This window comes from Pseudomonas sp. R4-39-08, from assembly GCF_003852275.1.
GTDB lineage: Bacteria > Pseudomonadota > Gammaproteobacteria > Pseudomonadales > Pseudomonadaceae > Aquipseudomonas.
In genome coordinates, this window is sequence record NZ_CP027733.1 from 1,378,509 (window position 1) to 1,402,613 (window position 24,105).

Below are 24,105 nucleotides of genomic sequence, written 5' to 3' on the forward strand. Positions count from 1 at the left end.
ATCTGCCGCATTTTGCGGCAGTTTGTTTATTGCCAGTTGGAATAAGAAAGGACTTCATGAAACGTCTGCTGCTAACTGCGGTTCTCACCGTATTGATGATCGCCGAAGTTCACGCCGAGTCCTTCACCATCTCCGATATTCGCGTCAACGGCCTCCAGCGGGTTTCCGCGGGTAGCGTCTTTGGCGCCTTGCCGTTGAACGTCGGGGAACAGGCTGATGATCGTCGCCTGGTGGAATCCACTCGTGCGCTGTTCAAAACCGGGTTCTTTCAAGATATCCAACTGGGTCGCGAAGGCAACGTCCTGGTCATCACCGTCGTCGAGCGGCCTTCCGTCGCGAGCATCACGATCGAAGGTAACAAGGCCATCTCCACTGAAGACCTGATGAAAGGGTTGAAGCAGTCGGGCCTGGCCGAGGGCGAAATCTTCCAGCGCGCCACCCTCGAAGGTGTGCGTAACGAGCTGCAACGCCAGTACGTAGCCCAGGGCCGCTACTCGGCAAGCGTGGAGACGGAAGTCATCCCGCAGCCGCGTAACCGGGTAGGCCTGAAGGTCAATATCAACGAAGGCACCGTGGCGGCCATCCAGCACATCAACGTGGTGGGCAACACCAAGTTCGCGGACGAAGACCTGATCGACCTGTTCGAACTCAAGACCACCAACTGGTTGTCGTTCTTCAAGAACGATGACAAGTACGCCCGTGAAAAACTGTCCGGTGACCTGGAACGCCTGCGCTCCTACTATCTGGACCGTGGCTACATCAACATGGACATCGCTTCGACCCAGGTGTCCATCACCCCGGACAAGAAGCACGTCTACATTACCGTCAACGTCAACGAAGGCGAGAAGTACAAGGTTCGTGACGTCAAGCTCAGCGGTGACTTGAAAGTGCCTGAAGACCAGGTCAAGTCCCTGTTGCTGGTCCAGAAAGACCAGGTGTTCTCGCGCAAGCTGATGACCACCACCTCCGAGCTGATCACCCGTCGCCTGGGTAACGAAGGCTATACCTTCGCCAACGTCAACGGCGTGCCGACCCCGAACGATGAAGACCACACTGTGGACATCACCTTCGTTGTCGACCCGGGCAAGCGTGCCTACGTCAACCGCATCAACTTCCGTGGCAACACCAAGTCCTCGGACGAAGTGCTGCGTCGTGAAATGCGCCAGATGGAAGGCGGTTGGGCGTCGACTTACCTGATCGACCAATCCAAGACCCGTCTTGAGCGCCTGGGCTTCTTCAAGGAAGTCAACGTCGAAACCCCGGCCGTACCGGGTGTGGATGACCAGGTCGACGTGAACTACGCCGTTGAAGAGCAAGCGTCGGGCTCGATCACCGCCAGCGTCGGTTTCGCACAGAGCGCGGGTTTGATCCTCGGTGGTTCCATCACCCAGAACAACTTCCTCGGTACCGGTAACCGTGTGTCCATCGGCCTGACCCGAAGCGAATACCAGAGCCGATACAACTTCGGTTACACCGACCCCTACTGGACTGCAGATGGTGTGAGCCTGGGCTACAACGCCTTCTACCGCACCACCGACTACAAAGACCTCGACGTCGACGTTGCAAGCTATGCGATCGACAGCCTCGGTGCTGGCGTCAACGTGGGTTATCCGATCAGTGAGACCTCGCGCCTGACTTTCGGCCTGACCGCGCAGCAGGATGAGATCAAGACCGGTGTCTACACCGTGGATGAGATTTTCGACTTCACCCGTCGTGAAGGCGACAAGTTCCTGAACTTCAAGGCGTCTGCCGGCTGGTCCGAGTCGACCCTGAACAAAGGCGTTCTGGCGACCCGTGGTCATTCCCAGAGCCTGACTGCCGAAGTCACCACGCCGGGCAGCGACCTGTCGTTCTTCAAGCTCGACTACCGTGGCCAGTTGTTCCAGCCGTTGAGCGATAACTACACCATGCGCCTGCACACCGAGCTGGGCTATGGCGACGGTTATGGTTCGACCAATGGCTTGCCGTTCTATGAGAACTACTACGCGGGTGGTTTCAACTCGGTACGTGGTTTCAAGGACAGCACCTTGGGTCCTCGTGGTACGCCGAGCCGTGGTGTTGATAAAACGGGCAACCAGGGCACGGAACCTGACTCGGACAACGACCCGCTTCCATTCGGTGGTAACGTGCTGATCCAGGGTGGTGCGGAGATTCTGTTCCCGCTGCCGTTCGTCAAGGACCAGCGTTCCCTGCGCACCTCGGTCTTCTGGGACGTGGGTAACGTGTTCGACTCCAAGTGCGAGCAGATCAAGAACCCAAGTGGCTTGAAGTCCAACACCCAGTGCAACGATGTGAGCCTGAGCAATATGGCCAGCTCCGTCGGTGTGGGTGTGACCTGGGTGACTGCGTTGGGCCCGTTGAGCTTTGCTCTGGCCATGCCGATCAAGAAACCGGATAACGCTGAAACCCAGATTTTCCAATTCTCCCTTGGCCAGACGTTCTAAGCGTCTGACCTAAGATAACGACAACGGATTCTGTAGGAGTACATCGTGCGTAAGTTGACTCAATTGGTCCTGCTGGCCACTGTGCTGGTAACCACCCCGGCCTTCGCCGAAATGAAAATCGCCGTGCTGAACTATCAGATGGCCCTGCTGGAATCTGACGCGGCCAAGAAGTACGCCGTGGATGCAGAGAAGAAATTCGGTCCGCAATTGACCAAGCTTAAAACCCTGGAAAGCAGCGCCAAAGGCATCCAGGACCGTCTGGTTGCCGGTGGTGACAAGATGCAGCAAGGCGAGCGCGAGCGTTTGGAGCTTGAATTCAAGCAAAAGGCCCGTGACTACCAGTTCCAATCCAAGGAACTGAACGAAGCCAAGGCTGTTGCCGACCGCGAAATGCTCAAGCAGCTCAAGCCGAAACTCGACAGCGCCGTGGAAGAAGTCATCAAGAAGGGTGCCTTTGACCTGGTGTTCGAGCGTGGCGCAGTGATTGACGTCAAGCCTCAATACGACATCACCCGCCAGGTGATCGAGCGCATGAACCAGCTGAAGTAAACCATGACCGCGACCATCAAGCTCGGCGAGTTGGCCGAGTTCCTGGGAGCCACCTTGCGTGGTTCCCCGGAGAAAGACATCACTGGGCTAGCCACCTTGCAGGAGGCTGGCCCAGCTCAGTTGAGCTTCCTCGCAAATCCTCAATACCGTAAATACCTGGTCGATTGCCAAGCCGCAGCCGTGTTGCTGAAGGCTGCTGACGCCGAGGGGTTCATCGGGGATGCGCTGGTAGTGGACGACCCCTACCTGTGCTACGCGAAAGCATCGCACCTGTTCGATCCCAAGCCTGAGGCGGCTGGCGGTATTCACCCGTCAGCAGTGATCGCCGAGGATGCCCAGGTCGACCCGGCGGCCAGCATTGGCGCCTTTGCCGTGATCGAGAGTGGCGCCCATATTGGTGCTGGCGTCACCGTCGGCGCGCATTGCTTTATTGGCGCGCGTTGCGTAATCGGTGCCGATGGCTGGCTGGCGCCTCGCGTTACCCTGTACCACGATGTGCGTATTGGGCAGCGGGTGGTCATTCAGTCGGGCGCGGTAATTGGCGGTGAAGGCTTCGGCTTTGCCAACGCCAAGGGTGTCTGGCACAAGATCGCCCAGGTGGGCGGGGTATTGATCGGCGACGACGTAGAGATCGGTGTCAACACTGCTGTCGATCGCGGGGCCCTGGCCGATACCGTGATTGGCAACGGCGTGAAGCTCGACAACCAGATTCAGATCGCCCACAACGTGCAGATTGGCGATCACACCGCCATGGCTGCCTGCGTGGGGATTTCCGGCAGCACCAAAATCGGCAAGCATTGCATGCTCGCCGGTGGCGTGGGGCTGGTGGGGCATATCGATATTTGCGACAACGTCTTCATCACCGGCATGACCATGGTCACTCACTCGATTACCGAGCCAGGGGCTTATTCATCCGGTACCGCCATGCAGCCAGCGGCTGAATGGCGCAAGAGCGCAGCACGTCTGAGGCAGCTCGACGACATGGCGCGGCGTCTCAAACAGCTGGAAAAGCGTGTTGCAGACGTGACCCCTGGCGGTAATGCTTCATCAGAAGGCTGATACCATTTCCATATCAAGTGTGCACAGCCGCTAGACTGCCTCCTTGATTTGCTAGCGGGGCGTGCTTTTAGTCCGCCCGCCCCCAATCTTTATTACAGGCTTCCCCCCGAAATGATGGACATCAACGAGATTCGCGAATACCTGCCTCACCGTTACCCGTTCCTGCTGGTGGACCGAGTAGTGGACCTCAATGTTGAGGAAAAGCGCATTCGTGCCTACAAGAATGTCAGCATCAACGAACCGTTTTTCAATGGTCACTTTCCTGCGCATCCCATCATGCCGGGCGTGTTGATCATCGAAGCAATGGCCCAGGCTGCCGGTATCCTTGGTTTCAAAATGCTCGACCTCAAGCCTGCCGACGGCACGCTTTACTATTTCGTGGGCTCCGACAAGTTGCGTTTTCGCAATCCGGTCACCCCGGGTGACCAGTTGATCCTGGAAGCCAAGTTCATCAGCTGCAAGCGCCAGATCTGGAAGTTCGAATGCCAGGCCTCGGTGGATGGCAAGCCGGTGTGCTCTGCCGAGATCATCTGCGCGGAACGCAAACTATGAGTTTGATTGACCCTCGCGCAATCATCGATCCGTCGGCCGTACTGGCCGCCGACGTTGAGGTCGGCCCTTGGTCGATCGTCGGCGCAGGTGTGGAAATCGGCGAGGGGACTGTCATCGGGCCGCACGTGATCCTCAAGGGTCCGACCCGCATTGGCAAACACAATCGCATCTACCAGTTTTCCTCGGTAGGCGAAGACACCCCGGACATGAAGTACAAGGGTGAAGAAACGCGCCTGGTAATCGGTGACCACAACATCATCCGTGAAGGCGTGACCATTCACCGTGGCACCGTGCAGGATCGGGCAGAGACCACGCTGGGGGATCACAACCTGGTGATGGCCTATGCGCATATCGGCCACGACAGCGTGATCGGCAACCACTGCATCCTGGTCAACAACACCGCCTTGGCCGGGCATGTGCATGTGGACGACTGGGCGATCCTGTCCGGTTTCACCCTGGTGCACCAATATTGCCATATCGGCGCCCACAGCTTTTCCGGCATGGGCACCGCCATCGGCAAGGATGTCCCTGCATTCGTCACGGTGTTCGGCAACCCCGCTGAAGCCCGCAGCATGAATTTTGAAGGGATGCGCCGTCGCGGCTTCAGCGACGACGCGATCCAAGCCCTGCGCCGCGCCTACAAGACGGTTTACCGTCAAGGGCTGACGGTTGAGCAGGCCCTGACCGAACTGGCCGAGCCGGCAGCGTCGTTCCCGGAAGTCGCGGTGTTTCGCGACTCGATCCAGGCGTCGACTCGCGGCATCACCCGCTGACCATGGCCAAGTTGCGTATCGCACTGGTCGCCGGCGAAGCTTCCGGCGATATTCTCGGTGCCGGCCTGATGCGGGCCCTCAAGGTCCAGCACCCGACCATCGAATTTATTGGCGTCGGTGGCCCGCTGATGCAGGCCGAAGGCCTCACCTCCTACTTTCCGATGGAGCGCCTGTCGGTCATGGGTTTGGTAGAAGTACTGGGGCGCCTGCGTGAGTTGCTCGCGCGTCGCAAGCTACTGATCAAGACGTTGATCGAAGAAAAGCCCGACGTCTTTATCGGTATCGATGCCCCGGACTTCACTCTCAACATTGAACTCAAGTTGCGCCAGGCCGGGATCAAGACGGTTCACTATGTCAGCCCGTCCGTGTGGGCGTGGCGGCAAAAGCGCGTGCTGAAGATTCGTGAAGGCTGCGACTTGATGCTGACCCTGCTGCCGTTCGAAGCGCGGTTCTACGAAGAGAAGGGCGTGCCGGTGCGGTTTGTCGGGCATACCCTGGCCGATGCCATTCCTTTGCAGGCCGACCGTGCCGCAGCGCGTACCGAACTGGGGTTGCCCGATGGCCCGCTGGTCGCACTGATGCCGGGTAGCCGGGGCGGTGAAGTTGGACGCCTGGGCGGCCTGTTTTTTGATGCCGCTGAACGTCTGCAAGCGCTCAAGCCGGGGATTCGTTTTGTACTGCCGTGCGCCAGCCCGCAGCGTCGCGCACAAATCGAAACACTGCTTGAAGGGCGCAACCTGCCGTTGACCCTGCTCGACGGTCAGTCGCACCTGGCCCTGGCCGCCTGCGATGCCGTACTGATCGCCTCAGGCACCGCCACCCTGGAAGCCTTGTTGTACAAGCGCCCCATGGTTGTGGCCTATCGCCTGGCGCCGCTGACCTTCTGGATTCTCAAGCGGATGGTCAAGAGCCCGTATATTTCCTTGCCCAATCTGCTGGCCCAACGGTTGTTGGTGCCGGAGTTGTTGCAGGACGATGCTACGCCCCAGGCACTTGCACAAACGCTGCTACCCTTGATTGACGGCGGCGAAGAGCAGACCCGTGGTTTCGATGCGATTCACCGCACCCTGCGGCGTGATGCCTCGAACCAGGCGGCTGACGCTGTGTTGAACTTGATCGGCCATAGACAGGAAGCCTTATGAGTACGCAGATGGGCCTGGATTTCAGCCTGGTTGCACAGGCCCACGAACTGGTCGCCGGTGTCGACGAAGTCGGGCGCGGCCCGCTGTGCGGTGCGGTCGTAACGGCGGCGGTGATTCTCGACCCGAACCGTCCGATCCTTGGCCTCAATGACTCGAAAAAGCTCACCGAAGCCCGCCGTGAAAAGCTCTATGACGAGATCTGCGAAAAAGCCCTGAGTTGGCATATCGCTCGAGCGGAAGTGGAAGAAATCGATGAACTGAACATCCTGCACGCCACCATGCTTGCCATGCAGCGTGCGGTTGAAGGGCTGCATATCACGCCCAGGCTGGCGATGATCGACGGCAATCGTTGCCCCCAGCTGGCGATGCGCGCTGAAGCCGTGGTCCAGGGTGACAGCAAGGTGCCGGCCATTGCGGCGGCGTCGATTTTGGCCAAGGTCAGCCGCGACCGCGAAATGGCGGCGTTCGACTTGATTTACCCCGGCTACGGCATGGGCGGCCACAAGGGCTACCCGACGCCCGTTCATCTGGAAGCCTTGGCGCGACTCGGCCCTACGCCGATCCATCGCCGCTCGTTCGCCCCGGTGCGCCAGGCTTACGAGCTGCGCGAGAGCCTCAGCGAGGTGTAGTCGCAAGGCTGATGTTTTGCTCAAGGCCCGGTACAATCCCGGGCCTTGTTGTTTCCACGTTACTGCACAGGATCACTATGCCGGCTTCATTCGTTCATCTACGCCTGCACACTGAATACTCCCTGGTCGACGGCCTCGTACGGATCAAACCGCTGGTCAAGACCCTGGTGGGCATGAACATGCCAGCGGTAGCGGTTACCGACCAGAACAACATGTGTTCCCTGGTCAAATTCTACAAAAACGCCATGGGCGCAGGTATCAAGCCGATCTGCGGCGCCGACCTGTGGCTGTCCAACAAGGATCCGGATAACCCCCTGAGCCGCATCAGCCTGCTGGCGATGAACGGCGTGGGTTATCGCAACCTGACCGAACTGATTTCCCGTGGCTTCATCGATGGTCAGCGCAACGGCTCGATCATCATCGAGCGCGAGTGGGTCGCACAAGCCAGCGAAGGCTTGATCATGCTCTCGGCCGCCAAAGAGGGCGAGATCGGTATCGCGCTGCTCGGCGGCAACCCGCAGGAAGCCGAAGTGCTCGCCCGCGAGTGGATGCAGGTGTTCCCTGACCGCTTCTACCTGGAAGTGCAGCGCACCAATCGCCCCAACGATGAAGAGCACCTGCACGCCGCCGTGGCCCTGGCCGACAAGCTGGGCGCGCCGCTGGTGGCAACCAACGATGTGCGTTTTATCAAGAAGGAAGATTTCGAGGCCCACGAGACCCGCGTGTGCATCGGCGAGGGCCGGGCCCTGGATGACCCGCGTCGCTCCAAGAACTACAGCGAAGAGCAGTACCTCAAAAGCGCCGAGGAAATGGCCGAGCTGTTCAGCGACTTGCCCGAGGCCTTGGAAAACTCCGTCGAGATTGCCAAGCGCTGCAATATCGAAGTGAAGCTGGGCAAGCACTTCCTGCCCAACTTCCCGATTCCCGATGGCATGACCATTGACGAATACTTCCGCAAGGTCTCGTTCGACGGCCTGGAAGAGCGGCTCAGCGTGCTGCTGCCCAGGGACACCACCGAAGACTACGAAGCCAAGCGCCAGGTCTACGTCGACCGGCTGAATTTCGAGCTGGATATCATCATCCAGATGGGGTTCCCCGGTTACTTCCTGATCGTGATGGACTTTATCCAGTGGGCCAAGAGCAACGGCGTACCGGTCGGTCCGGGCCGGGGGTCAGGTGCTGGCTCGCTGGTGGCCTACGTGCAGAAGATCACCGACCTCGACCCGTTGGAATATGACCTGCTGTTCGAACGTTTCCTCAACCCGGAACGGGTTTCCATGCCCGACTTCGACGTCGACTTCTGCATGGACGGTCGCGACCGCGTGATCGAGTACGTGGCCGAGAAATACGGTCGCAATGCGGTCAGCCAGATCATCACCTTCGGTTCCATGGCGGCCAAGGCGGTTATCCGCGACGTGGCACGGGTGCAGGGCAAATCCTACGGCCTGGCCGACCGCCTGTCGAAGATGATCCCGTTCGAAGTGGGCATGACCCTGGAAAAAGCCTACGAACAGGAAGAGATTCTGCGCGACTTTATCAAGGTCGATGAAGAAGCCGCCGAAATCTGGGACATGGCGCGCAAGCTCGAAGGTGTGGTGCGTAACGTCGGTAAACACGCCGGTGGCGTGGTGATCGCGCCCACCAAGCTGACCGACTTCTCGCCGATCTACTGCGATGAAGAGGGCGGCGGCCTGGTGACCCAGTTCGACAAGGATGACGTGGAGGCGGCCGGCCTGGTGAAGTTCGACTTCCTCGGCCTGCGCACCCTGACGATCATCGACTGGGCGCTCAAGACCATCAACCGCGACCGCGCCAAGGTCGGCGAGGCACCGCTGGATATCGCCTTTATCCCGCTGGACGACAAACCGACCTACAGCCTGCTGCAAAAAGCCGAAACCACTGCGGTGTTCCAGCTTGAGTCGCGCGGCATGAAGGAGCTGATCAAAAAGCTCAAGCCCGACTGCCTGGAAGACTTGATCGCATTGGTGGCCCTGTTCCGTCCGGGGCCGCTGCAATCGGGCATGGTTGATGACTTTATCAACCGTAAGCACGGCCGCGCCGAACTGGCGTACCCGCACTCCGACTATCAGTACGAAGGCCTCAAGCCGGTACTGGCGCCAACCTACGGCATCATCCTGTATCAGGAACAGGTGATGCAGATCGCCCAGGTGATGGCGGGTTACACCCTCGGCGGTGCGGACATGCTGCGTCGCGCCATGGGTAAAAAGAAACCCGAAGAAATGGCCAAGCAACGCGGCGGTTTCATCGAGGGCTGCGCCACCAACAATATTGACGCGGACCTGGCCGGTAACATCTTCGACCTGGTAGAGAAATTCGCCGGTTACGGCTTCAACAAATCCCACTCCGCTGCGTACGGCCTGGTGTCGTACCAGACCGCCTGGTTGAAAGCCCACTATCCGGCGCCGTTCATGGCCGCGGTACTCTCGGCGGATATGCACAACACCGACAAGGTCGTGACCTTGATCGAGGAAGTGCGCACCATGAAGCTGCGCCTCGACGCGCCGGACGTGAACGCCTCGGAGTTCAAGTTCACGGTAAACGACGAGGGCCGCATCATTTATGGCCTCGGCGCGATCAAAGGCGTGGGTGAGGGGCCGGTGGAAGCCATTACCGAGGCGCGTCAGGACGGGCCTTTCAAGGATCTGTTCGACTTCTGCGCGCGGGTTGACCTCAAGCGTATCAACAAACGCACCCTCGATGGCCTGATCCGTAGCGGTGCGCTGGACCGTCTCGGCCCGTATTTCCATGATGAGCCGAAGGCTTACCAGGCCAATATCGACCGCAACCGCGCGGTGCTGCTCACCGCCATGGAAGAAGCGATCAAGGCCGCCGAACAGACTGCCCGTACCCATGACAGTGGCCACGCCGACCTGTTTGGCGGGTTGTTCGTCGAAGAAGATGCGGATGTGTATGCCAACCACCGCAAGGCCAAGGAGCTGACCCTCAAGGAGCGTCTCAAGGGTGAGAAAGACACCTTGGGCCTCTACCTCACGGGTCACCCGATTGACGAGTACGAAGGCGAGATTCGCCGGTTCGCCCGTCAGCGCATCATCGACCTGAAGCCGGCCCGGGATACCCAGACGGTTGCCGGTATGATCATCGCCCTGCGGGTGATGAAGAATAAGAAGGGCGACAAGATGGGTTTCATCACCCTCGACGACCGCTCGGGCCGGATCGAAGCGTCACTGTTTGCCGACGCGTTCCACTCCGCCCAGTCGCTGCTGCAGACCGACGCCATGGTGGTGGTGGAAGGGGAGGTCAGCAACGACGACTTCTCCGGCGGCCTGCGCCTGCGAATCAAGCGCGTGATGAGCATGGAAGATGCGCGTACCAACCTGGCCGAAAGCCTGCGCCTGAAGGTCAAGACCGAGGCGCTCAAGGGCGATCAGCTACGCTGGTTGGGTGACCTGCTCAAGCGTCACCGTGGTGCGTGCCCGGTGACCATGGAGTACACCGGCAACGACGCCAAGGCCATGTTGCAGTTTGGCGAGACCTGGCGAATCGATCCCGCTGACGGCTTGATTCAAGCATTGCGTGACCAGTTCGGCCGTGACAACGTCTTTCTCCAATACCGCTGATGGCCAGGCGCTTGCTTTTCCCTGAAGAGTATTCGCCTGATCTCGGCCAAACATTTAATCTCGACCTAAACGCGCCTCTCCCTTAAGGTAGGGCGCGAATAGACAACCGGCTGGCCAGGCACCCCTTGGCCGTCGACCCAAGACGGACGCTTATGAACCCGAATTTTCTTGATTTCGAACAGCCGATCGCTGACCTGCAAGCCAAGATCGAAGAGCTGCGCCTGGTCGGCAATGACAATTCGCTGAATATCGGCGATGAGATCGCCCGCCTGCAAGACAAGAGCAGTACGCTCACCGAAGACATTTTCGGCAAGCTGACCAGCTGGCAGATCGCGCGCCTGGCTCGCCACCCGCGCCGTCCGTACACCCTGGACTACATTCAGCACATCTTCACCGAGTTCGACGAGCTGCATGGCGACCGCCATTTCTCCGACGACGCGGCCATCGTGGGCGGTATCGCTCGACTGGACGACCAGCCAGTGATGGTGATCGGCCATCAGAAAGGCCGTGAAGTGCGCGAAAAAGTGCGTCGCAACTTCGGCATGCCGCGTCCGGAAGGCTACCGCAAGGCTTGCCGCCTGATGGAAATGGCCGAACGCTTCAAGATGCCGATCCTGACCTTCATCGACACCCCGGGTGCCTACCCAGGTATCGATGCCGAAGAGCGCAACCAGAGCGAAGCGATTGCCTGGAACCTGCGCGTCATGGCGCGCCTCAAGACGCCAATCATCGCCACCGTGATCGGTGAGGGTGGTTCCGGCGGAGCACTGGCCATTGGCGTCTGCGATCAACTGAACATGTTGCAATATTCGACCTACGCGGTGATTTCGCCGGAAGGTTGCGCCTCGATTCTGTGGAAAACCGCCGAAAAGGCGCCGGACGCTGCTGAGGCCATGGGCATCACCGCTGATCGCCTCAAGGGCCTGGGGATCGTTGATAAAGTCATCGCCGAGCCACTGGGCGGCGCGCATCGTGATCCGGCTGCGGCTGCCGCGACTATCCGTGCCGAACTGGGCTCGCAACTGGCGATGCTCAAGAAGCTGGATAACGAAGCGCTGCTGGCCCGTCGTTACGAGCGTCTGATGAGCTACGGTCTCTAAGCCGACGCGGTAACTCCATGTGGGAGGGTTCTACACCCCGATAGCGGTGGACCCGTCACGAGATTCGGTGACTGACACTCAGCAATCGGGGGCAAGCCCCCTCCCACATTTGCTTTGTGTATGCTTGGCCAACGTATTCCAGGGTTGCGGCGGTACTATCTGATGAAGCCACTTTTATCCGCCACACTCCTGAAAACCCTGGCCCCCTGGCGCAACGCCCCGGCCTGGCATGTCGCTTTTTCGGGTGGCCTCGATTCCACCGTCCTGTTGCATCTGCTGGCTTCTCTGGCAAACATTCCTCCTCTGCGTGCTGTGCATGTTCACCATGGCCTGCAAACTGCCGCTGACGCCTGGCCCGGCCATTGTCAGCGAGTGTGTGAAGGCTTAAACGTGCCCTTGCGGGTGGTGCGCGTGCAGGTACAGCCCGGCGCCAGCCTTGAGCGCGCGGCCCGTGACGCGCGTTATCTGGCCTTTGCCGAGGTGACCGGGGCAGGGGAGGTGCTGCTCACCGGCCAGCATCGCGACGATCAGGCTGAAACCCTGTTGTTCCGCCTGCTGCGCGGAGCCGGGGTGCGTGGGCTTGCGGCAATGCCCGCGCATCGCGCTTTGGCGCAAGGTCATCTGGTGCGCCCGCTGCTGGACGTCACGCGTGTCGAGCTGGAAGCCTACGCCCAGGCCCATCATTTACAGTGGATCGAAGACCCTTCGAACGCTGACCCACGTTTCTCCCGTAATTATCTGCGGCACCGCGTCTTCCCGGTGCTGGCGCAGCGCTGGCCTCAAGTGGTGTCAAGCCTGGCCCGCACGGCTGAACATCTGGAGCAAGCCCAAGGCTTGCTCGATGAGCTGGCCGCCATGGACCTGCAGCGCGCCGATCACCCCTCGCTGTTTCCCTGGTTGCCTTTGCGCTCCCTGGCCCTTGCGCCCTTGCGCGAGCTTTCCGATGCACGCCAGCGCAATGCACTGCGCCATTGGCTGGCTTCACTCACCCGCCTGCCCGACAGCGACCACTGGGCCGGCTGGCATTCCATGCGCGATGCCAAGAATGATGCGCAGCCCCTATGGCGTCTGGCTGACGGCGAATTGCACCGCAGCGGCGAGCGCATCTGGTGGCTGCCCTCTACATGGTCGGAATTTTCCGACGCATCGGTGAGCTGGTCCGATCCGCAAAAACCATTGGAGTTACCCGGCAATGGTCAGTTGAAACTGATTGGCGAGGCGCCTGAAGGTCCGCTGGAAATCCGCTACCGCCAGGGCGGTGAAGTCATCGAAGTGCCAGGCCGTGGCCGGCGCGACCTCAAACGCCTGCTCAATGAGTGCGGCATGCCCGGGTTTGTCCGTGGCAGATTGCCGCTGCTGTATCGGGGCGAGCGATTGCTGGCTGTCCCAACCCTTGCGGGGCTATGGACCGGCACGCCGAACGACTGGCAATTGCATTGGTTGCCACAGACCTGCGATCAAGGTTTGAGCTGATAGAGCCTTTCCGGTAGACTACGCTCCCTTCTTGATACAACTTCTGTGGATTCGCCTGAATCGCAGCAGTTGCCGATTACCAAGCAGTCTTTGCTGGGCGATTTCAAAAAATGTGTAGCGATCAACGTACCGGTGTTCCATTGCTGGTCTGTCACAACGCGGCGGTTTTTTTGAAAGGTGCACTGTGATTAATGCAGGTGATCGGGGGCTTCGGCCTCTCTTCGCTTTCCCCGGCGGCTCGTACCGCTTTAACGCAGACTTCTAGGGTTTTTCATGACGCGCTACATATTCGTCACGGGCGGTGTTGTTTCTTCATTGGGGAAAGGCATTGCCTCCGCTTCATTGGCGGCCATCCTGGAGGCGCGGGGGCTTAAAGTCACCATGCTCAAGCTGGACCCCTACATCAACGTCGACCCGGGCACCATGAGCCCGTTCCAGCACGGTGAAGTGTTCGTCACCCATGACGGCGCCGAGACCGACCTGGACCTGGGCCACTACGAGCGGTTTATCCGCACGACCATGACCCAGAACAACAACTTCACCACCGGCCGTGTCTACGAGCACGTGCTGCGCAAGGAGCGCCGTGGTGACTACCTGGGTGCAACCATTCAGGTGATCCCGCACATCACCGACGAAATCAAGCGCCGCATCATCAAAGGCGCAGGCGATGCCGACGTGGCGATGGTCGAGATCGGTGGCACCGTGGGTGACATTGAATCCCAACCGTTCCTCGAAGCCATTCGCCAGTTGCGTTTCGAAGTCGGCGCCAAGCGCGCGATGCTGATGCACCTCACCCTGGTGCCGTACATCGCCACCGCCGGCGAAACCAAAACCAAGCCAACCCAGCACTCGGTCAAGGAACTGCGTTCCATCGGCCTGCAGCCGGACGTGCTGGTCTGCCGCTCCGATCACCCGATCGATATTTCCTCGCGTCGCAAGATCGCGCAGTTCACCAACGTTGAAGAACGTGCGGTGATTGCCCTGGAAGACGCCGACACCATCTACAAGATCCCGGGCATCCTGCATTCCCAGGGCCTGGATGATTTTGTGGTCGAGCGTTTCGGCCTGCAGTGCAACGGCGCGGACCTGTCCGAATGGGAAGCCGTGGTCGACGCCAAGCTCAACCCTGAGCATGAAGTCACCATCGCCATGGTCGGCAAGTACATGGAGCTGCTCGACGCGTACAAGTCCCTGATCGAAGCGATGAGTCACGCCGGCATCAGCAACCGTACCAAGGTCAACCTGCGCTACATCGATTCCGAAGACATCGAGAACCAGGGCACCGCGCTGCTTGAAGGCGTGGACGCGATCCTCGTTCCTGGCGGTTTCGGCCTGCGTGGCGTGGAAGGCAAGATCACCGCCGTGCAATACGCTCGCGAGAACAAGGTGCCGTACCTGGGTATCTGCCTGGGCATGCAAGTGGCCGTCATCGAGTTCGCCCGTAACGTGCTGGGCTGGAAAGACGCCAACTCCACCGAGTTCGATCACACCAGCGGCCATCCGGTCGTCGGCCTGATCACCGAGTGGGAAGACGCCACCGGTGCCGTAGAGACCCGTACCGAAGCTTCCGACCTGGGCGGCACCATGCGCCTGGGCGCACAGGACTGCCTGCTGGAAGCCGGTTCGCTGGTACACGACTGCTACGGCAAGGACGTGATCGTCGAGCGTCACCGTCACCGCTACGAAGTGAACAACAACCTGCTGCCGCAGATCAAGGAAGCGGGCCTGAAGATTTCCGGCCGCTCCGGCGACGGCAAGCTGGTTGAAGTGGTCGAGGCACCGGATCATCCGTGGTTCGTGGCCTGTCAGTTCCACCCTGAGTTCACCTCGACGCCGCGCGACGGTCACCCGCTGTTCAGCGGTTTCGTCAAAGCGGCACTGACGCAACATCAGAAGAAGGCATAACCCTGATGGCCCAGAAGATCATTCGCGTAGGCGACATCGAAATTGCCAACGACAAGCCCATGGTGCTGTTCGGCGGCATGAACGTACTGGAAAGCCGCGACATGGCGATGCAGGTCTGTGAAGAGTACGTGCGGGTTACCCAGAAGTTGGGTATCCCCTATGTATTCAAGGCCAGCTTCGACAAGGCCAACCGTTCGTCCGTGACCTCCTATCGCGGCCCGGGCCTTGAAGAAGGCATGCGGATCTTCCAGGACATCAAGCAAGCCTTCGGCGTGCCGATCATCACTGACGTCCACGAGCCCGAGCAGGCTGCCGTGGTCGCCGAGGTGTGCGACATCATCCAGTTGCCGGCCTTCCTGTCGCGCCAGACCGACCTGGTGGTCGCCATGGCCAAGACTGGCGCGGTGATCAATATCAAGAAAGCCCAGTTCCTCGCGCCCCAGGAAATGAAACATATCCTGAGCAAATGCGTGGAAGCGGGTAACGACCAGTTGATCCTGTGCGAGCGTGGTTCGAGCTTCGGCTATAACAACCTCGTGGTGGACATGCTCGGTTTCGGCATCATGAAACAGTTCGAATACCCGGTGTTCTTCGACGTGACCCACGCGCTGCAAATGCCCGGTGGTCGCGCCGATTCCGCCGGCGGTCGCCGTGCCCAGGTGCTGGACCTGGCCAAGGCGGGCATCAGCCAGTCCCTGGCCGGCCTGTTCCTGGAAGCCCACCCGGACCCGGACAACGCCAAGTGCGACGGCCCCTGTGCCCTGCGCCTGGACAAGCTGGAGCCGTTCCTGGCCCAGCTCAAGCAGTTGGACGAACTGGTCAAGAGTTTTCCGACGGTAGAGACCGCGTAAGCGGCGTTTCTCCGGTAGAATTTCCCACGCTTTATGCTCAGGCCCCAGGCCTGAGCCTTGTCGTCTGCAAGCCTGCCCTGTTGTTCCACCCTTGCGGTCGGTCAAAAGATTTCCTTCAGCTGCGTCGTTTTCGTCAACTTTGGAGTGTTTACAACAATGGCAAAAATCGTCGACATCAAAGGTCGTGAAGTTCTCGACTCCCGTGGCAACCCCACCGTCGAAGCCGACGTGCTTCTCGATAACGGCATCATCGGCAGCGCCTGCGCGCCGTCCGGTGCTTCCACAGGTTCGCGCGAAGCGCTGGAACTGCGTGATGGCGACAAGAGCCGTTACCTGGGCAAGGGTGTACTCAAGGCGGTAGCCAACATCAACGGCCCGATCCGTGACCTGTTGCTGGGCAAGGACCCGCTGGACCAGAAAGCCCTGGACCACGCGATGATCAAGCTCGACGGCACCGAAAACAAAGGCAGCCTGGGCGCCAACGCGATCCTCGCCGTGTCCCTGGCCGCCGCCAAGGCCGCCGCCCAGGACCAGGACCTGCCGCTGTACGCGCACATCGCCAACCTGAACGGTACGCCGGGCGTGTACTCGATGCCGGTGCCGATGATGAACATCATCAACGGTGGCGAGCACGCCGATAACAACGTCGACATCCAGGAATTCATGGTGCAGCCGGTTGGCGCCAAGACCTTCTCCGAAGGCCTGCGCATGGGCACCGAGATTTTCCATCACCTCAAGGCTGTGCTGAAGGCCCGTGGCCTGAGCACTGCAGTGGGTGACGAAGGTGGTTTTGCGCCGAACCTGGCGTCCAACGAAGATGCACTGAAAGTGATCTCCGAAGCTGTGGCCAACGCCGGCTACACACTGGGCACCGACGTGACCCTGGCCCTGGACTGCGCTGCCAGCGAATTCTTTGAGGACGGCAAGTACAACCTGTCCGGCGAAGGCCAGGTGTTCAACTCCGAAGGCTTTGCCGAATACCTGAAGGGCCTGACCCAGCGCTACCCGATCATTTCGATCGAAGACGGCCTGGATGAGTCCGACTGGGACGGCTGGAAAATTCTCACCGACAAGATCGGTGAAAAAATCCAGTTGGTGGGCGACGACCTGTTCGTGACCAACACCAAGATCCTGAAAGAAGGCATCGACAAGAAGATCGCCAACTCGATCCTGATCAAGTTCAACCAGATCGGCACCCTGACCGAAACCCTGGAAGCCATCCAGATGGCCAAGGCTGCGGGCTACACCGCCGTGATCTCGCACCGCTCCGGCGAAACCGAGGATTCGACCATTGCCGACCTGGCCGTGGGTACCTCGGCGGGCCAGATCAAGACCGGTTCCCTGTGCCGTTCCGACCGCGTGTCCAAGTACAACCAATTGCTGCGCATCGAAGAGCAATTGGCGGGTAAAGCCAAGTACAACGGTCGCAGCGAGTTTCGCGGCTGAGCAGTAAATGGTAAAAAGTCGGCCGATTGCGTCGGAAATCTCACGACAGTGGGCATTTCGGCGCTAATCTGCTGACTGACAAGCACAAGCCTGGTTTATCCAGGCTTCGTGCTATCAGTTGCTGCAAAAGGTTTGCATGACTGTCTTTTTTCACTGGATACCCGGATTTCGATGCGCAGTCCCAATTGGTTGTTCCTCGTCTTGCTCTTGTTGCTGGCTGGCCTGCAGTACCGCCTATGGGTCGGTAACGGCAGCTTTGCGCAGGTGGAAGAGCTGACCCAGCAAATTGCCGACCAGCACGCCGAAAACGAACGTCTGCTGGAGCGCAACCGCGTGCTTGATGCCGAAGTGCTTGAGCTGAAAAAAGGCACGGAGACCGTCGAAGAGCGGGCGCGTCATGAACTGGGCATGGTCAAGGAGGGCGAAACCCTCTACCAGTTGGCCCAATGAACACCGAGTTACCGGCCTTCTGGGCCGTGATTCCGGCCGCGGGTGTTGGTGCCCGTATGGCCGCCGACCGTCCCAAGCAGTATCTGCAACTGGGCGGGCGCACCATTCTCGAACACAGCCTTGGCTGTTTCCTTGACCACCCTGCGTTGCAAGGGCTGGTGGTCAGTCTTGCGGCTGATGACCCCTACTGGCCCACCCTGGCGTGTGCCGCCGACCCGCGTATTCAGCGTGCGGATGGCGGATCGGAGCGCTCAGGTTCCGTGCTCAATGCGCTGCTGCAGCTCAATGCTCTGGGCGCCCGTGATGAAGATTGGGTGCTGGTGCACGATGCAGCGCGGCCCAATCTGAGCCGTGATGATCTCGACAAGCTATTGGGTGAACTGGCTGACGATCCCGTGGGTGGCCTGCTGGCCGTGCCGGCCCGTGACACCCTCAAGCGCGTCGACAAACACGGCCGTGTCGTCGAGACCGTTGATCGTAGCCTGATCTGGCAGGCCTTTACGCCCCAGATGTTCCGCCTGGGCGCCTTGCACCGCGCCTTGGCGGACAGCCTGGTGGCCGATGCGGTGATCACCGATGAAGCCTCGGCCATGGAATGGTCCGGCCAGGCACCACGCCTGATCGAAGGGCGTTCGGACAACATCAAGGTGACGCGGCCGGAAGATCTTGAGTGGCTGCGGTTGCGCTGGGCTAACCGCTCTCTGTAGGAGCGAGCTTGCTCGCGAAAATCGCCAACGATAACGCGGGTTTCCTGGCTAGACGCGGCGCTCTCAGGTTTTTCGCGAGCAAGGGCTAGCCGCCCGCCTCGCTCCTACAACGTCTGGCCATACTCCGGCCTCCCAGCCAACCCCTCCTTCAAGAAATCCACCAACTTCCTGACCTTCGGCGATAAATGCCGCTGCTGCGGATACAACGCCCACACCGCCGTATTCGGCGGCTGATGCGCCTCCAGCAGCGAGACCAGTGCGCCACTGTGCAAGTGCTCCAGCACGTAATAGTCCGGCAACTGGCACAGCCCCATGCCTTGCAGCGCAGCGTCCAGCACCGCCTGCCCACTGTTGCAGCGCCAGTTGCCCTGCACCCGCTGGGAAAATTCGCGGCCGTCCTGGGCCAGTTGCCAGATATCCGAACTGCCGATCAGGCAGTTGTGCCGACTCAATTCCGACAAACTGTGTGGTCGACCATACCGGGCCAGGTAGGAAGGTGACGCACCCAAATACATGCGTCGCGCTGCCAGGCGGCTGGCAACCATGCGCGAGTCTTGCAGGCGCCCGAGGCGAATCGCCAGGTCGAGCCCCTCGTGCACCAGGTCCAGCGGGCGGTTGCTCAGCTCGATATCGACGCGCAACTGTGGATAGAGCGCCATGAACGCTGTCACCAGCGGCACGATAAAGCGTTCGCCATAGGCCACGGCGCAGGTCATGCGCAACATGCCTTTGGGTTCGCTGGTCAGGTCGCCCACGGCGCGCAGGGCCTCTTCGCGACCGTCCTGCAAGCGCTGGCAATGTTGCAGGAACGTCTGGCCCGCTTCGGTCAGCGTCACCTTGCGTGTACTGCGATACAACAGGCGGGTTTGCAGGCGTTCTTCCAGGCGCGCCACCTGGCGGCTGATATGGGACGACGATACCCCCAGGCGCTCGGCCGCAGCCGTGAATTGGCTGCACTCGGCCACGGCGACAAACTCATCGATGCCTTCCCAACGATTCTCCAGCATGAACATTGTCCCCATACAGCAATAATGTTTTGCTTTTGCCTGGATTATTAATCAATCAGCCATGTTTTACACTGGTCCAATCAACTTTTACTCCATGGAGAACCCCGGATGATCAAGTCCCGCGCCGCCGTAGCCTTCGAAGCCAAGAAACCCCTTGAGATTGTGGAAGTCGATGTCGCCATGCCCAAGGCGGGCGAAGTGCTGTTGCGCGTGGTCGCGTCCGGCGTATGCCATACCGATGCCTACACGCTTTCAGGCGCAGACCCGGAAGGGATCTTCCCGTCGATCCTTGGCCATGAAGGCGGTGCCGTGGTCGAGGCCATTGGCGAAGGCGTAACCTCGGTGGCCGTCGGCGACCATGTGATCCCGCTGTACACCCCGGAATGCGGTCAATGCAAATTCTGCCTGTCCGGCAAGACCAACCTGTGCCAGGCCATCCGTTCCACCCAGGGCAAGGGCTTGATGCCTGACGGCACTACGCGTTTCTCCTACAAGGGCCAGCCGATTTTCCACTACATGGGTACCTCGACCTTCTCCGAGTACACCGTGCTGCCGGAAATCTCCGTCGCCAAGATTCCTAAAGAAGCGCCGCTGGAAAAGGTCTGCCTGCTGGGCTGTGGCGTTACCACCGGTATCGGCGCGGTGATCAACACCGCCAAGGTCAAGCCGGGTGACACCGTGGCCATCTTCGGTCTGGGCGGTATCGGTCTGTCGGCGGTGATTGGCGCAGTGAAAGCCAAGGCCGGCCGCATCATTGCCATCGACATCAACCCGGCCAAGTTCGAAATCGCCAAGCAACTGGGCGCTACCGACTGCATCAACCCGAAAGACTATGACCGCCCGATCCAGGACGTGATTGTCGATTTGACTGATGGCGGCGTGGACTTTTCCTTCGAGTGCATCGGCAATGTCCAACTGATGCGTGCGGCCCTGGAGTGCTGCCATAAAGGCTGGGGCGAGTCGGTGATCATTGGCGTGGCCGGTGCCGGCCAGGAAATCGCCACCCGTCCGTTCCAACTGGTGACCGGTCGCGTCTGGCGCGGGTCGGCCTTCGGCGGCGTACGCGGGCGTACCGAATTGCCAAGCTACGTGGAAATGGCCCAGACCGGCGAGATCCCGCTGGATACCTTCATCACCCACACCATGGGCCTGGAAGACATCAACAAAGCGTTTGACCTGATGCATGAAGGCAAAAGCATTCGTACCGTCATCCATTTCTGAGGTCGGCCATGAGTCTGGAAAACCTGTCCTGCCAGAAAAGCTTCGGCGGCTGGCATAAACGCTATAAGCATCACTCCGCTGTGCTTGATTGCGACATGACCTTCGCCGTCTACCTGCCGCCGCAGGCGGAGCAGGGCGGCAAGCTACCGGTGTTGTATTGGCTGTCCGGGCTGACCTGCACCGACGAGAACTTCATGCAAAAGGCCGGTGCCCATCGCATGGCCGCCGAGCTGGGCTTGATCATCGTGGCGCCGGATACCAGCCCGCGCGGCCCCGGTGTGCCGGATGACCCGGATAGCGCCTGGGACTTTGGCCTGGGCGCCGGGTTCTATCTGAACGCCACCCAGGAACCCTGGGCCAGGCATTATCGGATGCATGACTATGTGGTGCAGGAATTGCCGGAGTTGGTGGAGGCGCATTTCCCGGCGTCAGACAAGCGGGGCATCAGCGGCCACTCGATGGGCGGCCACGGTGCGTTGGTCTGCGCGCTGCGCAACCCTGGGCGTTACCAGAGCGTGTCGGCGTTTTCGCCGATCAACAATCCGATGGACTGCCCCTGGGGCCAGAAAGCCTTCTCCCGTTACCTGGGAGAAGAGCGCTCGAAGTGGCGCGAATGGGATGCCTGCGTGCTGATAAGCGAAGCGTCGGAACAGTTGCCGCTGTTGGTGGACCAGGGCGATCGCGACGATTTCCTCACCGTGCAGCTCAAGCCCGAGGCCTTGCAGCAAGCCGCCAAGGCGGCCGGTCATCCGCTGGAACTGCGGCTGCAACCTGGCTACGACCACAGCTACTTCTTTATCGCCAGCTTCATCGATGACCATTTGCGCCATCATGGTCGTGCTTTGCTCGGTTAATGTGAGGCAAAAGTAGGTAGAATCACGCCCTGAATTAAATCGGGGCGTTTTTTTATGCGTATTGGCCACGGCTACGATGTGCACCGTTTCGCTGAAGGCGATTTCATCACTTTGGGCGGCGTGCGTATCGCGCACCACCATGGGCTGCTGGCTCATTCTGACGGCGACGTTGTGTTGCACGCCTTGAGCGATGCGTTGCTCGGCGCAGCGGCGTTGGGTGATATCGGCAAGCACTTTCCGGACACCGATCCAACCTTCAAGGGCGCCGACAGCCGTGTGTTGCTGCGCCATGTCGTCGGCTTGATCCACGCCAAAGGCTGGAAGGTCGGCAACGTCGATAACACCATCGTGGCCCAGGCGCCGAAAATGGCCCCGCATATCGAATCGATGCGCGCCCTGATTGCCGCCGACCTGCAAATAGAATTGGACCAAGTCAACGTGAAAGCCACCACCACCGAAAAGCTCGGGTTTACCGGTCGTGAAGAGGGCATCGCCGTGCACTCCGTCGCCTTGTTGCTGCGCGCATGAACGAACTTGAGTTGCTGGGCCCGCGTGCCTATGGCGAAGCGTTGGGCAGCGCGGTCCTGAAGGCCACGGCCGAAGATTTCCAGGTGGACGAAGTGCTCGATATCCCGCTGACTGGCGAAGGCGAGCACCTGTGGTTGTGGGTGGAGAAGCGCGGCCTGAATACCGAGGAAGCGGCGCGGCGTATCGCCAAGGCGGCTGGCGTGCCCTTGCGCACCGTCAGCTATGCCGGGCTCAAGGATCGCCAGGCATTGACCCGCCAGTGGTTCAGCGTGCAGTTGCCCGGCAAGGCCGACCCGGACATGCGTGCCGCCGAGAACGACACCCTCAGGATCCTGAAAACTGCGCGGCACAAACGCAAGCTGCAGCGCGGCGCCCATGCGGCCAACGGCTTTACCTTGCGCCTGACCCAGTTGAACGGTGATACCGCCGCCATCGACGCGCGTCTGCAACAGATTGCCCGGCACGGTATACCCAACTATTTCGGTGCTCAGCGCTTTGGCCATAATGGCGGCAATGTCGTCGATGCCCGTGACTGGGCGGCTCGCAAGGCCTTGCCGGAACAGCGCAATGCGCGTTCGCGGTTGCTGTCCACCGCCCGTAGCTTGCTGTTCAACAAAGTGTTGGCGGCGCGTGTCGCCGACGGCTCCTGGCAGCGCGCCCAAGTCGGCGACTTGCTGGCCTTCACCGACAGCCGCAGCTTTTTCCCGGCCGGTGAGGCTGAATGCAGCGACCCGCGCCTGGCGATCCTCGACCTGCATCCCACCGGCCCGCAGTGGGGGGAGGGCGAGTCTCCGGCGAAAGGTTGTACCTATGAATTGGAACAATCTGTCGCCGCCGCAGAAGCTGACCTGCGTGATTGGCTGGTGAATGCGGGAATGAGCCAAGAACGTCGCATTCTGCGGCTGCCCATTGGCGGGTTGACGTGGCATTATCCCGGGCCTGACATTCTGCAATTGGAATTCGTCCTGCCGGCTGGATGCTTCGCCACTGTATTGGTGCGCGAACTCGTTGATCTAGTGCCGGTGGGGCCGACGGACAACCCATGCGTATTCTGATATCAAACGATGACGGTGCCACCGCACCCGGCCTCGCCGCGCTTCATGCTGCGCTGGCGGATTACGCCGAATGCGTGGTGGTGGCCCCCGACCAGGACAAGAGCGGCGCCAGCAGTTCGCTGACGCTCGACCGTCCGTTGCACCCCAAGGTGCTGGCCAATGGCTTTATCAGCGTGAACGGCACCCCCACCGACTGCGTGCACCTGGCGATCAACAGCTTGTTGGAGCACGCGCCGGACCTGGTGGTGTCGGGCATCAACCTGGGCGCGAACCTGGGCGATGACGTGCTGTATTCCGGCACCGTGGCGGCCGCCCTTGAAGGGCGCTTTCTCGGCGGTATCGGGTTCGCCTTTTCCTTCGCCTCACGGCAACTGGATAACCTGGCGACGGCGGCGTACTACGCGCGCAAGTTGGTGCAAGCGCACGCGTCCCTGGACCTGCCGCCGCGCACCGTGCTCAACGTCAATATCCCCAACCTGCCGCTCGACCATATTCGCGGTATCCAGCTGACGCGGCTGGGGCACCGTGCCCGTGCGGCGGCGCCCTTGAAGGTGGTCGACCCGCGTGGCAAGGAAGGCTATTGGATCGCTGCGGCCGGCGATGCCGAGGATGGTGGTGAGGGCACGGACTTTCATGCGGTGATGCAAGGCTATGTATCGATTACCCCGTTGCAATTCGATCGCACCTTCAGTGATGCCTTCAGTGGACTTGATGGCTGGCTGGAGGGACTGCGCTGATGGCTCGTGAACAAGACGACTTGC

The 24,105-nt window shown here is 60.4% G+C and carries 21 protein-coding genes; 20 read left to right on the top strand and 1 reads right to left on the bottom strand.

The features are described from left to right. Positions 1-56 precede the first annotated feature (56 nt). The 15 genes from bamA to ispD all read left to right on the top strand — a co-directional run bounded on the left by bamA (position 57) and on the right by ispD (position 18,679). Entirely contained in the window at positions 57-2,444 is a 2,388-nt protein-coding gene (bamA, locus tag C4J88_RS06120; RefSeq protein WP_124406463.1) for an outer membrane protein assembly factor BamA, read from the top strand. A 45-nt stretch (positions 2,445-2,489) separates the two neighbouring features. Then, complete coding sequence (locus C4J88_RS06125) at positions 2,490-2,993, top strand: OmpH family outer membrane protein (RefSeq protein ID WP_003172279.1); 504 nt, start codon at positions 2,490-2,492, stop codon at positions 2,991-2,993. A gap of 3 nt (positions 2,994-2,996) precedes the next feature. Beyond that, complete coding sequence (lpxD, locus tag C4J88_RS06130) at positions 2,997-4,052, top strand: UDP-3-O-(3-hydroxymyristoyl)glucosamine N-acyltransferase (protein ID WP_124406464.1); 1,056 nt, start codon at positions 2,997-2,999, stop codon at positions 4,050-4,052. A 111-nt stretch (positions 4,053-4,163) separates the two neighbouring features. Next, positions 4,164-4,604, top strand: a complete 441-nt coding sequence (fabZ, locus tag C4J88_RS06135) for a 3-hydroxyacyl-ACP dehydratase FabZ (protein ID WP_003172281.1) — start codon at positions 4,164-4,166, stop codon at positions 4,602-4,604. Further along, positions 4,601-5,377, top strand: a complete 777-nt coding sequence (lpxA, locus tag C4J88_RS06140) for an acyl-ACP--UDP-N-acetylglucosamine O-acyltransferase (RefSeq protein ID WP_124361615.1) — start codon at positions 4,601-4,603, stop codon at positions 5,375-5,377. The genes fabZ and lpxA overlap by 4 nt, the downstream gene beginning before the upstream one ends. Positions 5,378-5,379: 2 nt before the next feature. After that, complete coding sequence (lpxB, locus tag C4J88_RS06145) at positions 5,380-6,519, top strand: lipid-A-disaccharide synthase (RefSeq protein WP_124366118.1); 1,140 nt, start codon at positions 5,380-5,382, stop codon at positions 6,517-6,519. Then, entirely contained in the window at positions 6,516-7,148 is a 633-nt protein-coding gene (gene rnhB, locus C4J88_RS06150; protein ID WP_124366119.1) for a ribonuclease HII, read from the top strand. Before lpxB ends, rnhB begins: the two co-directional genes overlap by 4 nt. A gap of 77 nt (positions 7,149-7,225) precedes the next feature. Continuing rightward, positions 7,226-10,747, top strand: coding sequence for a DNA polymerase III subunit alpha (gene dnaE, locus C4J88_RS06155; protein WP_124403311.1), 3,522 nt, complete (start codon positions 7,226-7,228; stop codon positions 10,745-10,747). 152 nt (positions 10,748-10,899) lie between these two features. Next, positions 10,900-11,847: an acetyl-CoA carboxylase carboxyltransferase subunit alpha gene (locus C4J88_RS06160; RefSeq protein WP_016976871.1), complete on the top strand. Its 948-nt coding sequence runs from the start codon at positions 10,900-10,902 to the stop codon at positions 11,845-11,847. Between the two features lie 162 nt (positions 11,848-12,009). After that, positions 12,010-13,320, top strand: coding sequence for a tRNA lysidine(34) synthetase TilS (tilS, locus tag C4J88_RS06165; RefSeq protein ID WP_124406465.1), 1,311 nt, complete (start codon positions 12,010-12,012; stop codon positions 13,318-13,320). A 273-nt stretch (positions 13,321-13,593) separates the two neighbouring features. Beyond that, positions 13,594-15,225, top strand: coding sequence for a CTP synthase (locus C4J88_RS06170; protein ID WP_124361620.1), 1,632 nt, complete (start codon positions 13,594-13,596; stop codon positions 15,223-15,225). 5 nt (positions 15,226-15,230) lie between these two features. Next, positions 15,231-16,076 carry a 3-deoxy-8-phosphooctulonate synthase gene (gene kdsA, locus C4J88_RS06175; RefSeq protein WP_124366122.1) on the top strand — a complete coding sequence of 282 codons (846 nt, stop codon included), beginning with the start codon at positions 15,231-15,233 and terminating at the stop codon, positions 16,074-16,076. Positions 16,077-16,232: 156 nt separating this feature from the next. Beyond that, positions 16,233-17,522, top strand: a complete 1,290-nt coding sequence (eno, locus tag C4J88_RS06180; protein WP_124366123.1) for a phosphopyruvate hydratase — start codon at positions 16,233-16,235, stop codon at positions 17,520-17,522. Between the two features lie 171 nt (positions 17,523-17,693). Next, a complete protein-coding gene (gene ftsB / locus C4J88_RS06185) occupies positions 17,694-17,972 on the top strand; it encodes a cell division protein FtsB (RefSeq protein WP_057723188.1) in 279 nt (92 codons plus the stop codon). Continuing rightward, entirely contained in the window at positions 17,969-18,679 is a 711-nt protein-coding gene (gene ispD, locus C4J88_RS06190; protein ID WP_124406466.1) for a 2-C-methyl-D-erythritol 4-phosphate cytidylyltransferase, read from the top strand. The genes ftsB and ispD overlap by 4 nt, the downstream gene beginning before the upstream one ends. A gap of 104 nt (positions 18,680-18,783) precedes the next feature. On the opposite strand, the gene C4J88_RS06195 is transcribed toward ispD, so the two are convergent. Beyond that, positions 18,784-19,686, bottom strand: a complete 903-nt coding sequence (locus tag C4J88_RS06195) for a LysR substrate-binding domain-containing protein (protein WP_124406467.1) — start codon at positions 19,684-19,686, stop codon at positions 18,784-18,786. 108 nt (positions 19,687-19,794) lie between these two features. On the opposite strand from C4J88_RS06195, the gene C4J88_RS06200 reads away from it, so the two are divergent. From C4J88_RS06200 to surE, 5 genes are read left to right on the top strand one after another with little or no spacing between them, the layout of a single operon-like run. After that, positions 19,795-20,907 (top strand): S-(hydroxymethyl)glutathione dehydrogenase/class III alcohol dehydrogenase, encoded by a 1,113-nt coding sequence (locus C4J88_RS06200; RefSeq protein ID WP_065880066.1) that lies wholly within the window; start codon positions 19,795-19,797, stop codon positions 20,905-20,907. Between the two features lie 8 nt (positions 20,908-20,915). Next, positions 20,916-21,761 (top strand): S-formylglutathione hydrolase, encoded by an 846-nt coding sequence (gene fghA, locus C4J88_RS06205; protein ID WP_124406468.1) that lies wholly within the window; start codon positions 20,916-20,918, stop codon positions 21,759-21,761. Positions 21,762-21,815: 54 nt separating this feature from the next. Continuing rightward, positions 21,816-22,289 carry a 2-C-methyl-D-erythritol 2,4-cyclodiphosphate synthase gene (gene ispF, locus C4J88_RS06210; RefSeq protein WP_012722614.1) on the top strand — a complete coding sequence of 158 codons (474 nt, stop codon included), beginning with the start codon at positions 21,816-21,818 and terminating at the stop codon, positions 22,287-22,289. Continuing rightward, positions 22,286-23,344: a tRNA pseudouridine(13) synthase TruD gene (gene truD, locus C4J88_RS06215; RefSeq protein WP_124406469.1), complete on the top strand. Its 1,059-nt coding sequence runs from the start codon at positions 22,286-22,288 to the stop codon at positions 23,342-23,344. Before ispF ends, truD begins: the two co-directional genes overlap by 4 nt. Next, entirely contained in the window at positions 23,332-24,081 is a 750-nt protein-coding gene (gene surE, locus C4J88_RS06220; RefSeq protein ID WP_124369892.1) for a 5'/3'-nucleotidase SurE, read from the top strand. Before truD ends, surE begins: the two co-directional genes overlap by 13 nt. The last annotated feature ends 24 nt before the right edge of the window (positions 24,082-24,105 follow it).